We start from the raw sequence: 19,489 nt of genomic DNA, 5'->3' as shown, positions 1-19,489 counted from the left end.
CGATGCGGATCGCGCATCACGACGCCTTGCGGCGCTGCAGCCGCGCCAGGAGCGGCTCGAGAAGGTTCGCGCGCGGGCGCCGCGTCTCGGAACGCCCCACGAGGGTGGCGGCCAGCGCCGAGAACACGTCCGTGACCTTGGCCCCGGCCTGCACCTCGGCGATCATCTGGCCGTTGTTTGCCGCCGTTCCGAACAGGGCCGGCTCGAAGGGCAGGCTCGCGGTGATCGGGGCGTCGAGGGCCTTGGCGAACTCGGCGACGCTGATCTCGGGGCGCTTCGACATGCCGACGCCGTTGAGGACGACGCGCGCCTTGGCGTCGTTCGGGCGGTTCTGCTGGAGCAAGGTCAGAAGGTTCTTGGTGTTGCGCAGGGACGCGAGTTCGGGTGCGCTCACGATCAGGATCTCGTCGGCCGAGACGAGGAGACGTTTCGACCAGGCGGTCCAGACATGCGGCACGTCGAGGACGACGCACGGGACCGTGTTGCGCAGGAGGTCGATGACGGCGTCCATGGCCTGTTCCGACAGGTCGATGGTCCGGTCGAGGGTCGCGGGCGCGGCGAGAAGGGTGAGGTTGTCGGCGCATTTCGACAGCAGGCGGTCGAGGAGGTTCGCGTCGAGGCGCTCGGGCGAGAACACCGCTTCGGCGATGCCCTGGGGCGGATCCTGGTTGAAGTTCAGGCTCGCGGTGCCGAAGGCGATATCGAGGTCGGCGATCACCGTCGCAGTGTCCTGCTCCCGGGCGATGGTCCAGGCGAGGTTGTGGGCGAGGGTGGACGCGCCGACGCCGCCCTTTGCACCCACCACCGCGATGGTGCGGCCGACGGGCTTGGCGCCCGGGGCCGAGAACAGGTCCGATATCGCCTGGATCAGCATGATCGGATCCACGGGCGCCATGAGGTACTCGCTCACCCCGCGCTGAAGGAACTGGCGGTAGAGCATCACGTCGTTGACGTGGCCGATGACGATGACCTTGGTGCCGGCGTCGCAGACTTCGGCGAGGGAATCGAGGCATTCGATCGGGCGTGACTTGGCCCCTTGCGTCTCGATGACGATGACGTTCGGGGTCGGCGCATGGCGATAGGCTTCGACGGCGGCGGCACCGCCGCCCATCTGCACCTTCACGTGAGCCTTCTGCATCCGCCGGTCGGAGCTCGCGGCTTCGATCACGACAGCCGTGTCCTGGGTCTCGCAAAAGGCCTGGATCGTGATCCGCGGCACCGGGGCGATGAGGCGCTCGGGTGTCTGGTTCGGGTCCACCATGGCTCTGGTTCCGGTTCAGGTTGCCCCGAAGGGCGCATTCGGGAGTCGCGGGTTTCGGTCGATCGGCACGTCTTCGGACTCGGCACCCCGGAGCAGGCGCCGCGGCCGGGGGCTACTGCGAGACCTGGGATTTCACGTCAGCCTTGCCATCCTGGCGCCAGGGAATTGACGGATCATTGCCGGCCCGCAATTTCTCGATGTTCTTCGTGCGGCGGACGGTGTCGATGCGCCCCTCGGGACGGCCGCGCACGAGATCGATGGGATCGGCGACTTGAGCGGCGATGTTCGACTGCGTCGAGCAGCCGAAGTTCCAATGGGCCTCGTTGCGCCCGTTGAAGGCGGCGTCGCCGACCCCGAGATCCTGCGGCCACGATCCGCACTGGCCCGCGACCTTGGCCTCCATCCGCTGGAAGCTGAGGCGCAAGGGGGCGACGAGGGTCGGGGTTGCGACCGCGTAACTCGTCACCACGAGTTGTCCGGGGGCCAAGCCGCCCTCGGCGCTCATTCGGCGGATGGCCGCGCCCGTGCGTTCGACGGCGGCCCCCATGGCGGGGGCGACGCCCCGCGGCATGTCGAGGACGAGGGTGCCGCGGCCGTAGCGCCGGAAGTCGACGAGGAACGCATCGATGTCGGCGGCCTGGCGCGGATCGATGTGGCCGGTGCCGGTGACGAACACGTCGAGGCTGCGGCCCGCATCCGTGAGGGCGATGGGGTGCCGTGCCCGGTAGTCCGTCGGATAGAGCGAGCCCGTCGTCGCCGGAGCACGGTTCTGGCACGCGCCGAGGAGCGCCGTCAGGGCGCTGATTGCGGCCAGGGCTTTGAGCGTGGAAGACTTAGGCGTGGGAGACGCGGGCATGGAAGGGGTCCTGGCGGAACGGGGGCCGGGTCTTTGAGCGGGTAGGACTAGTCGGTGATGAAGCCGACGCGGCCGCGATAGGCCGGTCCGAGCGGACTTGCGCCCGCGACGCCGTAGAGGCGGTTCAGGCGTCCGAGCAGGATGCCCTGCGCGTCCTGGGCGTCGACGAAGCCGTCGTCTGGCCGCGTGGGCTGGCGCGCCTCCATCGGCTTGGCGATGTAGGGGGTGACCATGATCATCAGCTCCGTCTCCTGGCGCTGGTAGTCGCGCGACCGGAACAGGGCACCGATGATCGGCAGGTTGATCAGTCCTGGCAGCCCCGAGATGGTGGCTTTGTTGCGCTGCTGGATCAGGCCGGCGGTCATCATGCTGGCGCCGGAGGCGAGCTCGACGGTGGTCTCGGAGCTGCGCACCGTGAAACCCGGCACGGCAATGTTGGAATTGCCCTGACCGATGTTGATGGAATTCTGCTGGTCTATCTCGGTGACGTCTGTGCCGACGCGGATCGAGATGCGGTTCTCGGCCAGCACCACGGGTGTGAACGTCAGGCTGACGCCGTAGGGCTTGAATGCGATGGAAGGGGTGCAGATCTGGTTCGTGCCGGTGCCCTGAACGCAGGCGAGGGTCGCCGGCACCGGGATCTGGCCGCCGGCGGTGAACTTCGCCGATTCGCCCGAGATCGCCGTGAGGGTCGGTTCGGCCAGTACGCGGGAGACGCCCGCCTGCTCGAACGCCCGGAGGGTCGCCGACAGGCTGGCGCCGCCCGTTCCGGTGACGGTGCCGGTCAAGGCGTTCCCGCTTGGAAAAGATCCCCCGTTAAGGGCCAGGGGTGCCGTGTTGACGAGGTTCAACCCCGACCAGTTGCCGCTGATATTGATGCCGAACTGCTTCAGCACCGTGCGGGCGACCTCGACCACGGTCACGCGCAGCATCACCTGATCGCGGCCCCGGATGGTGATGTTGTTGATCACCGTGCCTCGGGTCGGGGTGCTGCCCGCGGCGGCGCCCGCCGAGGCGCCGCCCGCGCCCGCAGAGCCGGACTGGCCCACGAAGGCGTTGGCGATGTCGATGGCCTGGGAGGCTTCCGCCGCGGAGTTGACGCTGCCGGACAGGATGATCGAGCTGCCGGCGGTGCGGATGTCGAACCGGGCATTCGCGATGCTCTGGGTGAGGATCTGGCGCAGGGCGCCGAGCTGGAGGTCGCGCGCCACGGTGACGTCGAGGGCGGTGATCTGTCGGCCTTCGCCGTCCATGATGAAGATCGAGGTGGCGCCGTCCTCCATGCCGATGACGAACACCTTGCGGGTCGAGCGCACGACGGCGTTGGCGACCTTCGGGTTGGCGACGAACACTTCCTTGGCGTCGCGCGGCAGGTCGATGACGATGGAGCGGCCCATGGTCAGCTCGATCTTGCGCGAGGTCGCGGCCTCGTTCGAGCCCACGGCGAGCACGGGCGCCGGAGCGAGGTCGGGCACCGGCCGAGCCGTGACCGGACCGGCGAGGAGGCTCGCAAGGACCGGCACCACTAGGATCGGCAGTTGGCGGGTGGCGCTCCGGGATCGGACAATCATCGGTAAAACCCCTGTCATCGCGTTCGCCGGAGCCATCAGCGCCGCGACTGTTGCTTGGAGACGCCGAAGCGCACGACCGTCACACCACCCTCGCCGCGGGTGTCCGGCGCCACCTCGGTGGTGCGCCCGGAATCGACGAGGCTGCGCAGGGACAGGGAGAGCTGGCCGACCTTCTGGGCCAGGGTGACGATCTCGGCTTGCGCCGGCGTCAGGGCGAGGGTCGTGGTCTCGCCGGTCACGACGTTGCTGCCGTTCTTTTCCTGGACGATCTGGCCGACGGCGAGCACGCGGATGTCCGTGAGGATGGTCTCCGAGATCTGTGTCTCGGATCCACCGGCCTGCATGGCCTCCTCGTCGCGGTAGGTTCGGATGAGGTCGACGTGGTCGTTGGGCAGGATGAAGCCGCCGGCGGAACTCGATCCCCGCGAATCGGTGACGATGGCCACGGCGCGCATGCCGGATGGCAGGATGGCGGCCATGAACCCACCGTCCGAGCGGGCGAGCTTCTGGGGCCGGATCGGCTCGCCGGAGAGGAACCCGGAGCGGGCGATGGAGCCTGTGATGTCTTCCAGGCCCTTGGGCTGGCTGGTGCGGGTGATGTAGCCGGGCGTGATGGCCTGATCGGGCCAGGGCTGCCAGCGCAGATCCGCTGCCTGGAGGCTTTGCCCCATCGGCAGCTCGGCCGCGGCGACGAGCACGTCGGTCGTCGGCAGGACCGGCGGCGGCGGCGCGGCCAGGATCACGGGAGCCGGGGGTTTGTCGTCGCCGCTCATCAGGTAGGCGGCGAGGCCGCCGGTGACCAGGGCGATGGCGAGGACGGCAAGGCGGGCGGGTTTCATTGCCGGGGATGAACCTGTGGGACGGCCGAGTGCCGCGCCCCGTCACGATGGTCCCGGATTCCTCAAATTAGGGTTAAGACTTCCTGCTGGATTGCGTGGTCCGCCGGTCACCGCGAAGGCGCTGCCGTTCGTCCGCGTCGATCAAAGACCGAGGGCCCGCGTCCAGATCGCCGTCTCGGGCAGGACCATCACCGCCGCGAAGGCCAGCGCGATACCGTAGGGTACGCCCGTGCGCTTGTCGTGGAGGTGGAGGAGGAACGGCATGCGCGACAGGGTCGACCCGACGAACACCGGCAGGGGCTGCGAGCGCAGGGCGAGAATCGCCACCGTGAGCACGCCGCCCGCCAGGGCCGCGAGGGTGAAGTAATCGAGCAGATGGTCGAAGCCGATCCAAAGGGCGGTGCCCGCCGCGAGCTTTGCGTCGCCGCCGCCGATATGCCCGAGGGCGAATAGGGTAAAGGTTGCAGCAAGGACGAGTGCGCCGGCCCCCACATGGAATGCCAACTCGGTCCATCCCAACCCGAAGCTCGCCGCGATGACAACGAAGCCGGCTACGAGCGCGAGCATGACCCGGTTCGGGATCAGCATCGTCAACAGATCGTTGACGGCAGCGTAGACCATCAGGAACGGGAAGACGATCAGAACGCTCGCGGCGGCCATGGTGAAGCTTCCGGGATGAGAGTGAGTCATGAGGCATGTCGAACGCCGCAGGCCATCGAATTCGAGAACCACGGCGTTGCGGAAGCTTCGTGAAGTCCACCGGATGGCGGACCCGCGAAAAGGGAGGAGGCGTGACCGGTCATCACGCCTCCTTCAAGCCCTTCGATCTTCGTGCTCGACATCGTGGAGGTTAGGATCCACGTTTCGATTTACGGTTTTAACGAAATCGTCGATCTGTCTACTGTGATTATTTGGTAGTGGCGGTTGTTCTCGCAGTATCGAGGCCAGTGCCGATGCTCGTGAACGTTGTCTTGATCGACGAAGAAACCGTGCTGAGCGAGGCGATGATCGCAACCGCGATGAGCGAGGCGATGAGGCCGTACTCGATGGCGGTGGCGCCGGACTCGTCGGAGGCAAAACGCTTGAAGATGTTCGTCATGACGCAGGATCCTTGTTCGACCGAGAAGAAATCAGGTGCCGTCGAAGATCGTCACGTTTCGTCCGGCGACAGAAACGACATTGCCCGTCCCACGTTGCAAATCGGTTAAACGAGTCGCCGAAAGCTGGGCTCGTCCGGTCCGATCGCAGCATGGTAAAGCTATCGTAAAGACTAGACCGTCTGCGAAGACGATGGAGGAGGCGGTTCGCCGGTGTCGTGCCCGGTCACGGCCCGTCCTTAGGGGCCTGTTTACCCTCCCTGTGTTTTGGTGATCCGTCGGCTCGACGAACGCGGTCGACCGCCGCTCCAATCCGCGCGGGTGCGGTCCCCAGGCACGAGTGATCCCCATGGACGACCGTTCCCCAGCTTTCCGATCCACCGCGTCCCGTGCGGTAGTTCCGTTGCTCGCCGCCCTTCTGCTCGCCGCCGCCCTCGGACCGGCCGCCGCGCAGGCGCCGACTTTGGTGACGGTGACGGTGGACAACGCCAAGGTAATCCGCTTGCCGGAGAACACACAGACGGTCATCGTCGGCAATCCGATCATCGCCGACGTGTCCCTTCAGAAGAACGGCGTCCTCATCCTCACGGGCAAGAGCTTCGGCTCGACCAACCTCATCGCCCTCGACCGCGGCGGCAACATGCTGGCCGAATCCACCATCAGCGTGCAGGCGCCCCAGGCCGCCGTCGTCACGGTGCAGCGTGGCCTGGAGCGCGAATCGTATTCGTGCACGCCCAATTGCCAGCCCTCGGCGCAGCTCGGCGACTCGACGCGCTATTTCGGCGAAGTCAGCGGCCAGGCCGAAGCCCGCCGTGCCATGGCGGTCGGCGGGAAGTAGACCGCCTTCCCCTTCGCTTCCTCAGAGGGTCTGGTTGTAGGCACCGACCCCGTCGTTCTCGCGCAGCACCCCGTCCACCGCCGCGAACATGGCATGGAGGCGGTCCTCCGAGATCGGGCTCTCGATCACCACCACGAGTTCGGGTTTGTTCGACGAGGCCCGCACCAGTCCCCAGGTGCCGTCCTCGGTCGCGACACGGACGCCGTTGACGGTGACGAGGTCCGTGATCCTGGCGCCCGCGAGGGTCTCGCCCGCGTCCAACATCGCCCGGAACCGCGCGGTCACGGCCTCGACCACCCCGTACTTCACCTCGTCGGCGCAATGGGGCGACATGGTCGGCGAGCCCCAGGTCTTCGGCAACGCTCGGTAGAGGTCGGCCATGGAGCGCTCTGGATTGCGGTCGAGCATCTCGATCACCGCGATGGCGGTGAGCAGTCCGTCGTCGTAGCCGCGCCCGATCGGTTCGTTGAAAAAGAAATGCCCCGACTTCTCGAAGCCGGCAAGCGCCCCGAGCTCGTTGACCCGGCGCTTGATGTAGGAATGCCCCGTCTTCCAGTAATCCGTCCGGATCGCCAGGGCCTGGAGCTCGGGGTCGGTGTGGTAGAGCCCCGTCGACTTCACGTCGACCACGAAGGTGGCGCCGGGATGCAGCTTGCCGAGGTCGCGGGCGAGCATGACGCCGATCTTGTCGGCGAAGATTTCCGCGCCCTCGTCGTCGACCACGCCGCAGCGGTCGCCGTCGCCGTCGAAGCCGAGTCCGACATCCGCCCCCGTCTCCTTCACGCGCGCCGCGATGGCGTGCAGCATCGCCATGTCCTCGGGGTTCGGATTGTAGCGTGGGAAGGTGTAGTCCGGGTCGACATCGAGGGGGATCACCTCGACGCCCAGGGCCTCGAGAAGTTGCGGCGCGAATGCTCCGGCCGTGCCGTTGCCGCAGGCGGCCACCACCTTGAGTTTTCGCGAGATCGGTTTCGCCCGCGCCTTCAGATCGGCGAGGTAGACCTGCGAAAACCCCTCGACGAACTCGTAGGCGCCCCCATCCCGGTAACGGTAGGTTCCACCCAGCACGATCTCCTTCAGGCGGCCCATCTCCTCGGGGCCGAAGGTCATGGGCCGGTTGGCGCCCATCTTCACGCCGGTCCAGCCGTTGTCGTTGTGCGAGGCGGTGACCATGGCCACGCACGGGCAATCGAGGGCGAACTGCCCGAAATACGCCATGGGGGACAGGGCGAGGCCGACATCCTTCACCCGCAGGCCCGCCGCCTGCATGCCGGCGATGAGGGCGAGCTTGATGGAGGACGAGTAGGCCCGGAAATCGTGGCCCGTGACGATGTCGGGGCGCACGCCCATCTCGTGCACGAGGGTGCCGATGCCGAGGCCCAGCGCCTGCACGCCCATCAGGTTGATGTCCTGCGGGAACAGCCAACGTGCATCGTATTCGCGAAACCCCGTCGGCTTGACCAGCGGCAGTTCCTCGAACGCGAAGGTGTTCGGCACGAGCGCGGCGTGGGGCTTGGGGAACATCGCGGGGCCTCTCCAGGATCTCGATGAGGCTTATCCGAACGGCGTCGACAGAAGAAGTCCGGGCGGCGCTGCCCCCGGCACCTTCGCCTGAAGCCGACGCGTTCGCGTCCATCCGGGGGCCACTGTCCCTCCGGCGTCGTGCGGGGCGGGTCCTTGAACCCGGGCGCCCCCCAGGCTATAGGCAACCCGCGCCCGCCAGACACCCTTGGAGGCACGGGCGCGAATCGGGGTTCGGTGTGGCCGTCCGTTTCGGGCGGCCTTTCGTTGTTCCCCGGCTTGTTTCAATCTTTGAAGGATCACGCCATGAGCGCAGTCAAGACGCTTGAGGCCGTGGCACGCGACCGGGTCGGCAAGGGGGCCGCCCGGGCCGTTCGTCGCCAGGGCCAAGTTCCCGCCGTCATCTACGGCGGCGGCCAGGCCCCGCAGGCCATCGCCATCGACCTCATCCGCACCCGCACCCTGATCTACGCCGGCGGTTTCAAGACCACGCTGTTCGAGATCAACGCCGGCGGCAAGAAGACCCGTGCGATCCCGCGCGACTTCCAGCTCGACCCGGTCAACGGCGTGCCGCTGCATGTCGACTTCCTGCGCGTCGTCGCCGGCCAGTCCATCACCGTCGAGGTGCCGGTGCACTTCATCAACGAGGACGCGGCCCCCGGCATCAAACAGCGCGGCGGCACCCTCAACATCGTGCTGCACACCCTGGCCCTCGAAGTCGCCCCCGATGCGATCCCCGAGGCCGTCGAGATCGACCTGACCGGCCGCGAGATCGGCGACGCCATCCACATCGCCGACGTCAAGCTGCCGGCTGGCGCCACCTTTACGGGTGAACCCGACGCCACCGTCGCCAACGTCGTGCCGCCGACGGTGCTCGGCGCCGAGGTGGAGGCCGAGGAGGCCGCCATTGCCGAGGCCCAGTCGGCCGAAGCCGCCGAAGAGAAGATCGAGGAGGCCGCCGAGGCCGCCGAGGACGAGAAGAAGGAGGACTGAGACCTGGGGCTCCCCCCGGTTTCACGTCCCTGAGGATGCCCCGGCCGCGAGGTCGGGGCATTCCTGTTTCCAGACCCTTTTCACCTGTTCCCAGACTCCCTCGCTGGTCCGGTTCTCCCTCGTTCGGCAGGAAACGTCGCGCCATGCGCCTGATCGTCGGCCTCGGAAATCCGGGCGCCCGCTACGCCCGCAACCGCCACAACATCGGCTTCCTCGCCCTCGACGAGATCGCGCGGGTGCACCGGGCCGGTCCGTGGCGGAAGAAGTTCCAGGGTGAGATCGCAGAGGCGGTCCTGGGAACCGAGCGCGCGGTCCTGCTCAAGCCGCAGACCTTCATGAACGACTCGGGCCGGTCCGTCGCCGAGGTGCAGCGCTTCTTCAAGATCCCCCTCGGCAGCGTGATCGTGCTGCACGATGAACTCGACCTCGCCCCGGCCAAGGTCCGGGTGAAGCTCGGCGGCGGCAATGCCGGGCATAACGGCCTGCGCTCGATCACGGCCCAATGCGGCAACGACTATCACCGGGTCCGCCTCGGCATCGGGCATCCGGGCGACAAGGCCCTGGTCCACGCCTACGTGCTCAACGATTTCGGCAAGGACGAGGGGCCCTGGCTCGACGATCTCAACCGGGCCATCGCCGACCACATCGCCCTGCTGGCGGCGGGCGAGGATGCGAGCTTCCAGAACAAGGTTCACCTCGCCATGGCGGGGCGCGGCTGGGACGACGTCAAGGGCGTCGGCGAACGGGCGAGTTCGGGCAAGCCCGCTTGAGGCTGCGAATTGACACGAAAACACGGGGACACGATATCGGGTGCGGAACTGGGGAGCGGGCGATGAAGAATGTCACGGTGACAATGGACGACGCGGTTCTGCAACGCGCTCGTGTGGCGGCGGCGCGGGACGGTAAGAGCTTGTCGAAATTCATCGCCGAGACGGTCGAAGTCCGAGTTGGACGTCCGCTCAATCAGCTCGAAGCGCTCGAGCAATTCCTGGCCGGGCCCCTTCTCCCCCTCACCGATGAGAACGGGAAGGCTCCTTCACGCGATGATCTCTACGACTGATCTCGTTTTCATCGATACGAACGTTCTCATCTACGCACGAGACGACCGCAATGCGACGAAGCGCGAGCGGGCTCGCTCCTGGCTTGGAACGGTCGGAGCGAGCGGGCGGGCGCGCACCAATCTTCAGGTTCTCAACGAACTGACTCGGTGGCTCCTGAAGAAGGAGAGCCATCGCTCAGCGGACGACATTCGCTCGGACATCGCGGCCCTGCGAAGCTGGGGCGATCGTCCGATCTCGGAGGAGGACGTGGAATTGGCATGGTCCGTCCGAAACCGGCTTGGATATCAATGGTTCGACTGCCTGCTCGTGGCAGGTGCTTCGCTGGCCGGCTGCCGGTTCTTCCTCACCGAGGATATGGGACACGGCACGGTTTTCGAGGGGCTGGCCCTCATCGATCCCTTTCAAGCGTCGCCAAACGACGTGTTTCAACGGAACTGACACCATGGGCTTCAAATGCGGTATCGTCGGCCTGCCGAACGTCGGCAAGTCGACCCTGTTCAACGCGCTGACGCAGACGGCGGCGGCGCAGGCGGCGAACTATCCGTTCTGCACCATCGAGCCGAATGTCGGCGAGGTGGCGGTGCCGGATCCGCGCCTCGACGATCTGGCGAAGATCGCCGCCTCGAAGGAGATCATCCCGACGCGGCTTACCTTCGTGGACATCGCCGGCCTCGTGCGCGGCGCCTCGAAGGGCGAGGGCCTCGGCAACCAGTTCCTCGCCAACATTCGCGAAGTCGATGCCATCGCCCACGTGGTGCGGTGCTTCACCGACGGCGACGTGACCCATGTGGAGGGCAAGGTCGATCCGAAGGCCGACATCGAGACCATCGAAACCGAACTGATGCTCGCCGACCTCGACAGCCTGGAGAAGCGCCTGTTCGCCCTGGAGAAGAAGGCCAAGGGCGCCGACAAGGAGGCCAAGGAGGCCCTCGACCTCGTGAATCGCGCCCTGCCGCTCCTGCGCGAGGGCAAGCCGGCCCGCCTCGTTCCCCGCAAGCCCGAGGAGGAGGCCCTGTTCCAGACCCTCGGGCTGATGACGGCCAAACCCGTCCTCTATGTCTGCAACGTCGACGAGGGCGACGCCGACAAGGGCAACGCCTATTCCGACGCGGTGCTGGCGCAGGCCAAGGCCGAGGGCGCCAAGGCGGTCGTGGTCTCGGCCAAGATCGAGAGCGAGATCGCCGTGATGCCGGTCGCCGATCAGGGCGACTTTCTCGAGGCCGTGGGTCTGGCCGAGCCCGGCCTCAACCGCGTCATCCGCGCCGGCTACGAGCTTCTCGGCCTCATCACCTACTTCACGGTCGGCCCGAAGGAGGCCCGCGCCTGGACCATCGAGAAGGGCACGCGGGCGCCGGCGGCGGCGGGCGTGATTCACACGGACTTCGAGAAGGGCTTCATCCGTTCCGAGACCATCGCGTTCGCCGACTACGTCGCCCTCAAGGGCGAGAGCGGCGCCAAGGAGGCCGGCAAGTTTCGTCTCGAGGGCAAGGAGTACGTGGTCCAGGACGGCGACGTGCTGCACTTCCGCTTCGCCAACTGAGCGGGCGCATGACCGGTATCGCTTTCGAGGATTTCACCCCCGGCGCCGTCATCGAGGGCGGGCCGATCACCGTGACCCGCGAGGAGCTCGTCGCGTTCGCGCGGGAGTTCGATCCGCAGCCGTTCCACCTCGACGAGACGGCCGCCGAGGCGACTTTCGTCGGGCAGCTCATCGGCTCGGGCTGGCAGAGCGCCGGCTTCGGCATGCGGCTCCTGCAGAAGCACGTCTTCCGGGGCGCGACCTCCATGGGCTCGCCCGGTGTCCTGCAGCTGCGCTGGCTGCGGCCGGTGCTGCCAGGGGATACCCTCGGCATCTCCGTGAAGGTCGACAGTTGCCGGGCCTCGAACACCAAGCCCGACCGCGGCTTCGTGCGGTTCGACCTGACCCTGCGCAACGGCCGCGACGAGGCGGTGATGACCCAGGCCTTCACGGTGATGTTCGCCCGCCGGGGGGCCACGCCGCTGCCGCCGCGTGTGGTCAATCCCATCGAGCCGAGCGCACCCGCGGAGGGGACCGACGCGGTGCAGCTCGATTTCCTCGCGGATGCCCCCATCGGGGTCGCCCGCGACCTCGGGCATCACCTCTTCACGCCCGAAGCAATTGTGGCCTATGCGAAGGCCTACGATCCGCAGGCCTTCCACCTCGATCCGGCCGCGGCTCGGGAGACCCATTTCGGCGCGCTCTGCGCATCCGGCTGGCACACGGCCGCCGTCTGGATGAAGCGCCTCCACATCACCCGCGCCCGCGACATGGCGCTCACCGCCCGGTCGGGCCCGGTGCCGCAGCTCGGACCCTCGCCGGGATTCCGCGACATGCGCTGGCTCGCCCCGGTCTATGCCGGCGACACCCTGCGCTATGCCTGCGCCCTCACGGCCAAGCGCCGATCGGCCTCCCGCCCCGGCTGGGGCCTCGCGACCCACCACAACACGGCGGTGAACCAGCACGGCACCAAGGTGTTCGAGTTCACCGGGTCGGTGTTCTGGCAGTGGGCGCCCGTTCACTGAGCGCGGAGGCGGCCTGTTGCGTCGTGTGTCTCTCCGACCAATCGTGTGCCTTGGCATTCACGTCGAGGCGGCGCACCTCGATGTCTTCTGGGGAGATGGAACGTGAGTGCTGCTTCGAAGACCGAACGCACCACGGAGACGATCCGGGAGCGTCACGATCGGCTCCGCCGTCAGGGGTTGCGGCCGGTGCGGATCTGGGTCCCCGATCCGCGTGCGGCCGCCTTCGAAGCGGAAGCCCATCGGCAGGCCGCGGCCGTTGCATCGCGTGCGGAGGCCGCCGACGACCAGGATTTCATCGATTCGGTCTCGCGCTGGGACGATGCGTGAAACGCGGCGAGATCTGGACCGACTCGGGCGGAAAGGACTATGCTGGAACACCCCGACCCGTCGTCATCCTTCAAGAGGATCGGTTCGACGCGACCGACTCCATCACGATCTGTGCGTTCACGACCGACCCGACAGATGCGCCCCTGATCCGTCTCGCCGTGGTGCCGAATCCCAGCAACGGCCTGCGCGCTGTATCCCGTCTGATGGTCGACAAAATCACGACCGTTCCGAAATCGAAGCTTGGACGGCGTCGCGGGACGCTCGACGCCGTGGACAGCGTTCGGCTCGATCGTGCGCTCGTCGTTTTTCTTGGTCTGACGCCCAGAAATCAGGCCGAAGACGAGGGTTGAGGGCGTCTACGCCGCCGCCCGCCGCTCCGGGTACAGCGACAGCAACCCGTCCGCGCTCGCGCGCGCCACGCCGCGCTCGGTGATGATGCCCGTCACCAGGCGGGCCGGGGTGACGTCGAAGGCGGGGTTGGCCACGGGGCTGCCGGGGGACACCACCTCGATGGTCGCGAAGGCGCCGTCGGGGAGGCGGCCCGTGAGGTGCGAGACCTCGCGGCCGTCGCGCTCCTCGATGGGGATCTGGGCCACGCCGTCGTCGAGGGTCCAGTCGATGGTCGAGAACGGCAGGGCGGCGTAGAACGGGATGCCGTTGTCGGAGGCCGCCAGGGCCTTCAGGTAGGTGCCGATCTTGTTGCAGACGTCGCCCGAGGCCGTGGTGCGGTCGGAGCCGACGATGCAGAGATCGATGCGGCCGTGCTGCATGAGGTGGCCGCCGGCATTGTCGGCGATGACCGTGTGGGGCACGCCGTGGGCGTTGAGCTCGAAGGCCGTGAGCGCCGCGCCCTGGTTGCGCGGCCGGGTCTCGTCCACGAACACGTGGACCGGCACGCCGGCATCGTGCGCGACGTAGATGGGGGCGAGCGCCGTGCCCCAATCGACGGTGGCGAGCCAGCCGGCGTTGCAATGGGTCAGGACGTTGACGGTGCGGCCGGTCCTGGCGTGGAGATCGGCCAGGATCTTGGCGCCGTGCACCCCGATGGCGTGGCAGCTCTCCACATCCTCCTCGGCGATGCGCCCGGCCTCGGCGAACGCGAAGGCGGCACGCTCGGTCTCCGGCACCGTGCGCAGCTTGGCCGCGACCCGGTCGAGCGCCCAGCGCAGGTTGATGGCCGTCGGGCGCGTGTCGGCGAGGAACTCCACCGCCCGCTCGATGCCGGCATCGGACGAATCCTCGGCGAGGCCGAGCGCCAGGCCGTAGGCCGCCGCCACGCCGATGAGGGGCGCGCCGCGCACCACCATGGTGCGGATGGCGGTGCCGGCCTCGTGCATGGAGGCGAGACGCTTCAGTTCGAACGCGAAGGGCAGTCGGGTCTGGTCGATCACCTGCACGGCGGCGCCGTCGGCATCGGGGAAGATGGTGCGGTAGGGCTGGCCGTCGATCTTCATGGCGCGCGTCCGAGAGGTGAGGGGCCGGGCGGGAGGCCGAGCCTTTACGTCAGAACGCCCCGGCGAGGCCAGCCTGTGCGAGAGCGATGCCGGCGCACGTACCATGTTCGCCGGGTCTTCGGGGGAGGGGGCATGCATTCTGCGGACCGTAGGAAGCCGATCCGTTCACGGTCGGAACCCGCTCCACCGTTTGAGAAACTTGACTCGCGGGTGTCGGCGTCCTAACCGAGCCCAATCGATTCCGACGATCCGATCGTCAGCACGAACGCCGACCGGCCCCATGAGGCCGGAGGTCAACGCCCGACAGCGCGATGCGCCCTCGGGCGAGATTCGCGTTGGGGTAGAGGGCGTCGATCCCTCGTTCGTTCGAAAGCCGCATGCCCAACGCCACGCCCGACACGTCGAACACACCGCTGCGCGTCGCGGACGCGGTCAACGACGTCTGCCCCTGGTCGGGCAAGCCGATTTCGGCCGATTCATTGACCCTCTACAACGGCGCCGTCGTGGGCTTCTGCAATCCCGAATGCCGGGACAAGTTCGCCCGTGCGGTGCGCAGCTTCGAGAACGCCCTCCAGGCGCGCCGGGCTGCGAGCGCAGGCGTCAACCAGTGATGCGCGACGGCGTGACGAGACGTGACGGAACGGGATTCGCCGTGACGATCCTGGTCCAGGGAGCCTGACGCATGTTCGAAGGCCTGTCCGATCGCCTGTCCGGCATTCTCTCGGGGCTGACGCGCCGCGGCGCTCTCACGGAGGCCGACGTCACGGCCGCCCTGCGGGAGGTCCGGCGCGCCCTGCTCGAGGCCGACGTCGCCCTCGAAGTGGTGCGCGACTTCACCGAGAAGGTGCGCGAGAAGGCTGTCGGTGCCGTCGTCGTCAAGTCGGTCACCCCCGGCCAGATGGTCGTCAAGATCGTCAACGACGAGCTGACGGCGATGCTGGGCTCGGATGTCGGGCTCATCGACCTCAACGCGCCCGCCCCCGTCGCCATCCTGATGGTCGGCCTCCAGGGTTCGGGCAAGACCACCACGACGGCCAAGATCGCCCGCCGGCTGGCATCGCGCGACAAGCGCAAGGTGCTGCTCGCCTCCCTCGACACCCGGCGCCCGGCCGCCATGGAGCAGCTGGCGATCCTGGCGCGTCAGGTCGAGGTCGAGTGCCTGCCCATCGTCGCCGGCCAGTCGGCCGTGCAGATCGCCCGGCGCGCCATGGATGCGGCCCGCCTCGGCGGCTTCGACGTGGTGATGCTCGACACCGCCGGCCGCACCACCCTCGACGAGGCGCTGATGCAGGAGGCGGCCGAGGTCAAGGCCGCCACCAACCCGCACGAAGTCCTGCTGGTGGCCGACGCCCTGACCGGCCAGGACGCGGTCGTCACCGCGCGGGCCTTCGACCAGCGCCTCGGCGTCACCGGCATCGTGCTCACCCGCATGGACGGCGATTCGCGCGGCGGCGCGGCGCTGTCCATGCGCGCCGTCACCGGCAAGCCGATCAAGCTCGTGGGCACCGGCGAGAAGGTCGATGCGCTCGAGGAGTTCCACCCCTCCCGCGTCGCCAACCGCATCCTCGGCATGGGCGACATCGTCTCCCTCGTGGAGAAGGCCGCCGAGACCATCGACCACGAGCAGGCGCTCCGCACCGCGGAGAAGATGCGCAAGGGCAAGTTCGACCTCGACGACCTGTCGATGCAGCTCGCCCAGATGGAGAAGATGGGCGGCATCGGTGGCCTGATGGGCATGCTTCCGGGCATGGGTCAGATCAAGAAGCAGGTCGAGAACGCCAACCTCGACGAGAAGATGTTCGCCCGCCAGCGGGCCATCATCTCGTCGATGACCGCGCAGGAGCGCAAGAATCCCGACCTCCTCAAGAACTCCCGCAAGAAGCGCATCGCGGCGGGTTCGGGGACGAAGGTCGAGGAGCTGAACAAGCTCCTCAAGATGCACCGGACCATGGCCGACATGATGAAGGCCATGGGTTCGGGCAAGCGCGGCATCGGCCAGGCCCTCGGCTCCATGTTCGGCATGGGTGGCGGAATGGGCGGCGGCGGGATGCCGGGTGGGATGCCGGGCCTGCCCCCGGGCATGCCGGAGCCGACGCCCGAGATGATCGCCGACATGCAGAAGCAGTTCGGTGGCAAGCTGCCTCCGATGCCCCCGGGCCTCGGCGGTGGGGGCAAGATGCCGGGCCTTCCGGGGCTCGGCGGCAAGGGCCTGCCCGGCCTCGGCGGCTTTCTGCCGGGGAAAAAGAAATGAGCGGCCCCGAGACCATGGCGGCGCAGGGGATCGACCCCGAACTCGTGCGCCTGCGCGAGAGCATCGACAATTTCGATGCCGCCCTGATCTACCTGCTCGCCGAGCGGTTCCGCTGCACCCAGCGGGTCGGCGAACTGAAGGCCCGCAAGGGCCTGCCCGCTTCCGATCCCGGGCGGGAGTCGATGCAGATCGCCCGCCTGCGCAAACTCGCGATCGACGCCAAGCTCGATCCCGATTTCGCCGAGACCTTCCTGACCTTCGTGGTCAAGGAAGTCATCCGGCACCACCAGACGATTGCGGCCAATCACAACGCAATCGAAGAGAGAAAGTAGACACCATGTCCCTCAAGATCCGTCTCACCCGTGGCGGCGCCAAGAAGCGCCCGTACTACCGCATCGTCGTCGCCGACGCCCGCGCGCCCCGCGACGGCCGCTTCATCGAGAAGGTCGGCGTGTACGATCCCATGAAGGCCAAGGACGATCCGGCCCGCATCGTGTTGGAGTCCGACAAGATCCAGGCTTGGCTCGCCAAGGGCGCCCAGCCCACGGACCGCGTTCTGCGCTTCCTCGACGCCGCCGGCCTCGCCAAGCGCCCCGTGCGCAACAACCCGCAGAAGGCCGAGCCGGGCGAGAAGGCCAAGGAGCGCGCCGCCAAGCGCGCCGAGAAGGCCGCTGCCCCGGCCGAAGACGCCGCGGCCTGAGGCGTCAGCGATGGCCCGCCGTCCCCCCGGTCACACGCCCCACGGGGACGGCGGACGCCGCGCGCGTCCCGGACGCATCGGCGAGAGCGTACCGACTTCGGCCCACCGACTGAGGCCCGATGCCGATGCGCCCCTGCCCGCCACCGATCCGAGCCTCGTCCAGATGGGCGAGTTCGGCCGGGCGCATGGGCTCAACGGCGAGATCCGCCTGAAATCCTACACCGGCGACCCGCAGGCCATCGCGTCCTACGGCCCGCTCCTCGGCGCCGACGGCCGCCGCATCGAACTCACCGACGTGCGCCAGGCCGGCGGTGCCGCGCCCGACCTCCTCGTGGTGCGGGTCAAGGGTGTGACCGACCGCACGGGGGCGGAAAGCCTCAACCGCCTCGCCCTTTACCTCCCCCGCGAGCGTCTCGGCACCGTGGCGGACGCGGACGAGTTCTTCACCGCCGACCTCGTGGGCCTCGACGTGGTCGACACCGCGGGCACCCGCCTCGGCACCGTCGCGGACGTGCCGAATTACGGCGGCGGCGATCTCCTGGAGATCAAGCCGGCGCTCGGCGGCGCCACGGCGCTGCTGCCCTTCACCAAGGCCTTCGTGCCCGAGCTCGACATCGCCGGTGGTCGGGTGGTGATCGACCCGCCCGAAGACCTGTTCGCTCCGGCCGGACCGCGCCCGCCCGACGAGCCGGTTTAGGGAAGATCTGACGTTTAGTCGTTGTCCTGAACGTCGGTGATCGGTGGCAACCGCACTTGATCGCCCGGCTGCCCTCTCGTCGCCATCTGTTCGAGGGCAACTCCATCGAGGACGTAATACACCTTGTCAGACTTGGCTGCGCCCAGTCCGTCGTAAAGCGATCGTGCCGTGATGTTCCCGGTCGAGGTGGACCACTCGACCCTCGTGCTGCCTGCAGCCTTCGCCGCTTGGGCAACCCCCGCCATCAAGTCCTGCGCGACACCGAGCCGACGTGCGGCTTGGCCGACGTAAATTTGCTGGACGTAGGTGAAGGCGAGCAAGCCAGCGACAGGGTAGAGAGATGTGAATGTCGCAAAGCCGAGCAGACGGGCATCGTCATGCGCCACGATGATGTCGACCTTTCGGGCCTGCCGAAGGATGTCCTTGACGACCACCAAATCGGACCTGATGGTTGCCCCATATGAGCCCGCCATCTCGATCATAAGATCAGCTAAGGCTTCGGCGTCAGAATCTTCGAAACGACGGACCTGCATTGCCAACTGACCTCCGAGCGCCAATCTCCGCTCCGTTACATGGTCGATGCAAGGCATGTCACCGGCGAGTGTTGGTTAGGGCCGCCTCGCGTCAAAAGTGACAGTAAGACCAGGATTGGTCCCATCCGTCAGCCTTCCCCCCTAATCCCGTCCCTCCAGCATCACCGCCTTCGCCCGTTCGATGGGCGCCGGGCTTCGCGCCATGGGGCCGTCGAACGGGCGCTCGTGTAGAGCGACGACCCCCAAAGTCGTCACCATGGCGATGGAGAACATGACGAGCGTCGTCGCCTGCGCCACGGGGCGTTCGAGGTGGACGAGGCCGATGGCGACGAGGGTCAGCCCGGCCAGAACCATCAGGGTCAGCCATTTCGATTGATCCCCCTGGGCGTCGCTGAGCGCGAGGCGTTCACCCCGGGCCGTACGCAGGTTCATCACGGCGTCGAGCAGGAGGGCATGGGCGGCCCGGCCCGCCGCCTCGTGCTTGGGGTCGGCCGACACCGCCATCAGGCGACCCAGGGCGGCCCCCGCCACGGGCGACGACAGCCCGTCCGTCATCTTCGGCCATTCGTCCAGGATCAGGGCGTTGGCGTAGGTCACGAGGGCGGCACGGATCTCGCTCATGTCCGACACCGTGGCGAGGCTGAGATCATGGGCCGCCAGGAGGTTCGAGCGCTCGTTCTGCACCACCCGCCCCGCCTGACGCTGGCGCTCCCACGCATCGTTGGCGACGGTACCCGTGAGCAGGGCGAGCAGCACCGAGATCGCGGTGAAATAGGCCGGCACCATGCCGGTGCCGAGGCGCAACAGGATTGGCCGGGTCCGGCGCGAGTTGGTCAGGAGCACGAGGAGCCCGGTGGCTCCCGCGAAGACACCGCCCAGGCTGGTGAAGATCAGCCAGACCGGAAAGTCGAGCCACAGGCCGAGGATCACGCCGCGCCTCCCGTCG

Annotated in this window: 24 protein-coding genes; 14 read left to right on the top strand and 10 right to left on the bottom strand. The window is 67.8% G+C overall.

Annotated elements, in window-relative coordinates; genetic code table 11:
* Nucleotides 1-16 precede the first annotated feature (16 nt).
* From ASG60_RS08950 to ASG60_RS08925, 6 genes are all read right to left on the bottom strand, one after another.
* Entirely contained in the window at nt 17-1,261 is a 1,245-nt protein-coding gene (locus ASG60_RS08950; protein ID WP_056385107.1) for an AAA family ATPase, read from the bottom strand.
* A gap of 112 nt (nt 1,262-1,373) precedes the next feature.
* Nucleotides 1,374-2,117, bottom strand: a complete 744-nt coding sequence (locus ASG60_RS08945) for a CpaD family pilus assembly protein (RefSeq protein ID WP_056260666.1) — start codon at nt 2,115-2,117, stop codon at nt 1,374-1,376.
* A 47-nt stretch (nt 2,118-2,164) separates the two neighbouring features.
* Nucleotides 2,165-3,688 (bottom strand): type II and III secretion system protein family protein, encoded by a 1,524-nt coding sequence (locus tag ASG60_RS08940; RefSeq protein WP_056385105.1) that lies wholly within the window; start codon nt 3,686-3,688, stop codon nt 2,165-2,167.
* Between the two features lie 35 nt (nt 3,689-3,723).
* Nucleotides 3,724-4,527 carry a Flp pilus assembly protein CpaB gene (cpaB, locus tag ASG60_RS08935; RefSeq protein ID WP_056304488.1) on the bottom strand — a complete coding sequence of 268 codons (804 nt, stop codon included), beginning with the start codon at nt 4,525-4,527 and terminating at the stop codon, nt 3,724-3,726.
* Between the two features lie 141 nt (nt 4,528-4,668).
* Nucleotides 4,669-5,187: a prepilin peptidase gene (locus tag ASG60_RS08930; RefSeq protein WP_056359731.1), complete on the bottom strand. Its 519-nt coding sequence runs from the start codon at nt 5,185-5,187 to the stop codon at nt 4,669-4,671.
* A gap of 247 nt (nt 5,188-5,434) precedes the next feature.
* On the bottom strand, nt 5,435-5,626 hold the full coding sequence (locus ASG60_RS08925) for a Flp family type IVb pilin (protein WP_056359506.1): 192 nt from the start codon (nt 5,624-5,626) through the stop codon (nt 5,435-5,437).
* A gap of 401 nt (nt 5,627-6,027) precedes the next feature.
* On the opposite strand from ASG60_RS08925, the gene ASG60_RS08920 reads away from it, so the two are divergent.
* A complete protein-coding gene (locus ASG60_RS08920) occupies nt 6,028-6,462 on the top strand; it encodes a pilus assembly protein N-terminal domain-containing protein (protein ID WP_244476611.1) in 435 nt (144 codons plus the stop codon).
* A gap of 21 nt (nt 6,463-6,483) precedes the next feature.
* On the opposite strand, the gene ASG60_RS08915 is transcribed toward ASG60_RS08920, so the two are convergent.
* Complete coding sequence (locus ASG60_RS08915; RefSeq protein ID WP_056359500.1) at nt 6,484-7,986, bottom strand: phosphomannomutase/phosphoglucomutase; 1,503 nt, start codon at nt 7,984-7,986, stop codon at nt 6,484-6,486.
* A gap of 303 nt (nt 7,987-8,289) precedes the next feature.
* Here ASG60_RS08915 and ASG60_RS08910 point away from each other — a divergent pair, with 303 nt between their 5' ends.
* The 8 genes from ASG60_RS08910 to ASG60_RS08875 all read left to right on the top strand — a co-directional run bounded on the left by ASG60_RS08910 (nt 8,290) and on the right by ASG60_RS08875 (nt 13,258).
* The gene (locus tag ASG60_RS08910) at nt 8,290-8,976 is read left to right on the top strand and encodes a 50S ribosomal protein L25/general stress protein Ctc (protein WP_056170127.1); all 687 of its coding nucleotides are present in this window, start codon (nt 8,290-8,292) and stop codon (nt 8,974-8,976) included.
* 143 nt (nt 8,977-9,119) lie between these two features.
* Nucleotides 9,120-9,746, top strand: a complete 627-nt coding sequence (gene pth / locus ASG60_RS08905; RefSeq protein ID WP_056260655.1) for an aminoacyl-tRNA hydrolase — start codon at nt 9,120-9,122, stop codon at nt 9,744-9,746.
* Between the two features lie 62 nt (nt 9,747-9,808).
* Nucleotides 9,809-10,036 carry a hypothetical protein gene (locus tag ASG60_RS08900; RefSeq protein WP_056170121.1) on the top strand — a complete coding sequence of 76 codons (228 nt, stop codon included), beginning with the start codon at nt 9,809-9,811 and terminating at the stop codon, nt 10,034-10,036.
* Nucleotides 10,020-10,475, top strand: a complete 456-nt coding sequence (locus tag ASG60_RS08895; RefSeq protein WP_056385103.1) for a PIN domain-containing protein — start codon at nt 10,020-10,022, stop codon at nt 10,473-10,475. The genes ASG60_RS08900 and ASG60_RS08895 overlap by 17 nt, the downstream gene beginning before the upstream one ends.
* A 4-nt stretch (nt 10,476-10,479) precedes the next feature.
* Nucleotides 10,480-11,577: a redox-regulated ATPase YchF gene (gene ychF, locus ASG60_RS08890; protein ID WP_056170114.1), complete on the top strand. Its 1,098-nt coding sequence runs from the start codon at nt 10,480-10,482 to the stop codon at nt 11,575-11,577.
* Between the two features lie 8 nt (nt 11,578-11,585).
* Complete coding sequence (locus ASG60_RS08885) at nt 11,586-12,581, top strand: MaoC family dehydratase (RefSeq protein ID WP_056385101.1); 996 nt, start codon at nt 11,586-11,588, stop codon at nt 12,579-12,581.
* A gap of 102 nt (nt 12,582-12,683) precedes the next feature.
* On the top strand, nt 12,684-12,908 hold the full coding sequence (locus ASG60_RS08880) for an antitoxin MazE-like protein (protein ID WP_056385099.1): 225 nt from the start codon (nt 12,684-12,686) through the stop codon (nt 12,906-12,908).
* Nucleotides 12,905-13,258: a type II toxin-antitoxin system PemK/MazF family toxin gene (locus ASG60_RS08875; RefSeq protein WP_056385097.1), complete on the top strand. Its 354-nt coding sequence runs from the start codon at nt 12,905-12,907 to the stop codon at nt 13,256-13,258. Before ASG60_RS08880 ends, ASG60_RS08875 begins: the two co-directional genes overlap by 4 nt.
* A 6-nt stretch (nt 13,259-13,264) precedes the next feature.
* Here ASG60_RS08875 and mtnA read toward each other — a convergent pair whose 3' ends face one another.
* Nucleotides 13,265-14,362 (bottom strand): S-methyl-5-thioribose-1-phosphate isomerase, encoded by a 1,098-nt coding sequence (gene mtnA / locus ASG60_RS08870; RefSeq protein ID WP_056385094.1) that lies wholly within the window; start codon nt 14,360-14,362, stop codon nt 13,265-13,267.
* 377 nt (nt 14,363-14,739) lie between these two features.
* Between mtnA and ASG60_RS08865 the strand changes: the two genes are divergently transcribed.
* The 5 genes from ASG60_RS08865 to rimM all read left to right on the top strand — a co-directional run bounded on the left by ASG60_RS08865 (nt 14,740) and on the right by rimM (nt 18,010).
* Nucleotides 14,740-14,973 (top strand): hypothetical protein, encoded by a 234-nt coding sequence (locus ASG60_RS08865; RefSeq protein ID WP_056385091.1) that lies wholly within the window; start codon nt 14,740-14,742, stop codon nt 14,971-14,973.
* 71 nt (nt 14,974-15,044) lie between these two features.
* Nucleotides 15,045-16,613 carry a signal recognition particle protein gene (gene ffh, locus ASG60_RS08860; RefSeq protein WP_056385090.1) on the top strand — a complete coding sequence of 523 codons (1,569 nt, stop codon included), beginning with the start codon at nt 15,045-15,047 and terminating at the stop codon, nt 16,611-16,613.
* Between the two features lie 14 nt (nt 16,614-16,627).
* Nucleotides 16,628-16,945 carry a chorismate mutase gene (locus ASG60_RS08855; protein ID WP_056170686.1) on the top strand — a complete coding sequence of 106 codons (318 nt, stop codon included), beginning with the start codon at nt 16,628-16,630 and terminating at the stop codon, nt 16,943-16,945.
* Between the two features lie 5 nt (nt 16,946-16,950).
* Entirely contained in the window at nt 16,951-17,313 is a 363-nt protein-coding gene (gene rpsP / locus ASG60_RS08850) for a 30S ribosomal protein S16 (protein WP_056170094.1), read from the top strand.
* A 10-nt stretch (nt 17,314-17,323) separates the two neighbouring features.
* On the top strand, nt 17,324-18,010 hold the full coding sequence (gene rimM, locus ASG60_RS08845) for a ribosome maturation factor RimM (protein WP_056385087.1): 687 nt from the start codon (nt 17,324-17,326) through the stop codon (nt 18,008-18,010).
* 14 nt (nt 18,011-18,024) lie between these two features.
* Here rimM and ASG60_RS08840 read toward each other — a convergent pair whose 3' ends face one another.
* Both ASG60_RS08840 and ASG60_RS08835 read right to left on the bottom strand, forming a co-directional pair.
* Complete coding sequence (locus tag ASG60_RS08840) at nt 18,025-18,543, bottom strand: GNAT family N-acetyltransferase (protein WP_210168488.1); 519 nt, start codon at nt 18,541-18,543, stop codon at nt 18,025-18,027.
* Nucleotides 18,544-18,684: 141 nt separating this feature from the next.
* A complete protein-coding gene (locus ASG60_RS08835) occupies nt 18,685-19,473 on the bottom strand; it encodes a DUF4239 domain-containing protein (RefSeq protein WP_056385084.1) in 789 nt (262 codons plus the stop codon).
* Nucleotides 19,474-19,489: the final 16 nt, after the last annotated feature.

Origin of the sequence: Methylobacterium sp. Leaf469, assembly GCF_001424745.1 — a bacterium.
GTDB lineage: Bacteria > Pseudomonadota > Alphaproteobacteria > Rhizobiales > Beijerinckiaceae > Methylobacterium.
Note: the sequence above shows the minus strand (reverse complement) of the source record. Positions and strands in the feature narration are given on the sequence as shown.

Bases quoted from the DNA above. Each gene is read 5' to 3' on its own strand.
- ASG60_RS08915 (WP_056359500.1), bottom strand. From the start codon at position 7,986: ATGTTCCCCAAGCCCCACGCCGCGCTCGTGCCGAACACCTTCGCGTTC.
- rimM (WP_056385087.1), top strand. From the start codon at position 17,324: ATGGCCCGCCGTCCCCCCGGTCACACGCCCCACGGGGACGGCGGACGC.
- ASG60_RS08950 (WP_056385107.1), bottom strand. From the start codon at position 1,261: ATGGTGGACCCGAACCAGACACCCGAGCGCCTCATCGCCCCGGTGCCG.
- cpaB (WP_056304488.1), bottom strand. From the start codon at position 4,527: ATGAAACCCGCCCGCCTTGCCGTCCTCGCCATCGCCCTGGTCACCGGC.
- ASG60_RS08885 (WP_056385101.1), top strand. From the start codon at position 11,586: ATGACCGGTATCGCTTTCGAGGATTTCACCCCCGGCGCCGTCATCGAG.
- ASG60_RS08925 (WP_056359506.1), bottom strand. From the start codon at position 5,626: ATGACGAACATCTTCAAGCGTTTTGCCTCCGACGAGTCCGGCGCCACC.
- mtnA (WP_056385094.1), bottom strand. From the start codon at position 14,362: ATGAAGATCGACGGCCAGCCCTACCGCACCATCTTCCCCGATGCCGAC.
- ASG60_RS08945 (WP_056260666.1), bottom strand. From the start codon at position 2,117: ATGCCCGCGTCTCCCACGCCTAAGTCTTCCACGCTCAAAGCCCTGGCC.
- ASG60_RS08900 (WP_056170121.1), top strand. From the start codon at position 9,809: ATGAAGAATGTCACGGTGACAATGGACGACGCGGTTCTGCAACGCGCT.
- ASG60_RS08865 (WP_056385091.1), top strand. From the start codon at position 14,740: ATGCCCAACGCCACGCCCGACACGTCGAACACACCGCTGCGCGTCGCG.
- rpsP (WP_056170094.1), top strand. From the start codon at position 16,951: ATGTCCCTCAAGATCCGTCTCACCCGTGGCGGCGCCAAGAAGCGCCCG.
- ASG60_RS08940 (WP_056385105.1), bottom strand. From the start codon at position 3,688: ATGATTGTCCGATCCCGGAGCGCCACCCGCCAACTGCCGATCCTAGTG.
- ASG60_RS08840 (WP_210168488.1), bottom strand. From the start codon at position 18,543: ATGCAGGTCCGTCGTTTCGAAGATTCTGACGCCGAAGCCTTAGCTGAT.
- ASG60_RS08855 (WP_056170686.1), top strand. From the start codon at position 16,628: ATGGCGGCGCAGGGGATCGACCCCGAACTCGTGCGCCTGCGCGAGAGC.
- ychF (WP_056170114.1), top strand. From the start codon at position 10,480: ATGGGCTTCAAATGCGGTATCGTCGGCCTGCCGAACGTCGGCAAGTCG.
- pth (WP_056260655.1), top strand. From the start codon at position 9,120: ATGCGCCTGATCGTCGGCCTCGGAAATCCGGGCGCCCGCTACGCCCGC.
- ASG60_RS08930 (WP_056359731.1), bottom strand. From the start codon at position 5,187: ATGGCCGCCGCGAGCGTTCTGATCGTCTTCCCGTTCCTGATGGTCTAC.
- ASG60_RS08895 (WP_056385103.1), top strand. From the start codon at position 10,020: ATGATCTCTACGACTGATCTCGTTTTCATCGATACGAACGTTCTCATC.
- ffh (WP_056385090.1), top strand. From the start codon at position 15,045: ATGTTCGAAGGCCTGTCCGATCGCCTGTCCGGCATTCTCTCGGGGCTG.
- ASG60_RS08910 (WP_056170127.1), top strand. From the start codon at position 8,290: ATGAGCGCAGTCAAGACGCTTGAGGCCGTGGCACGCGACCGGGTCGGC.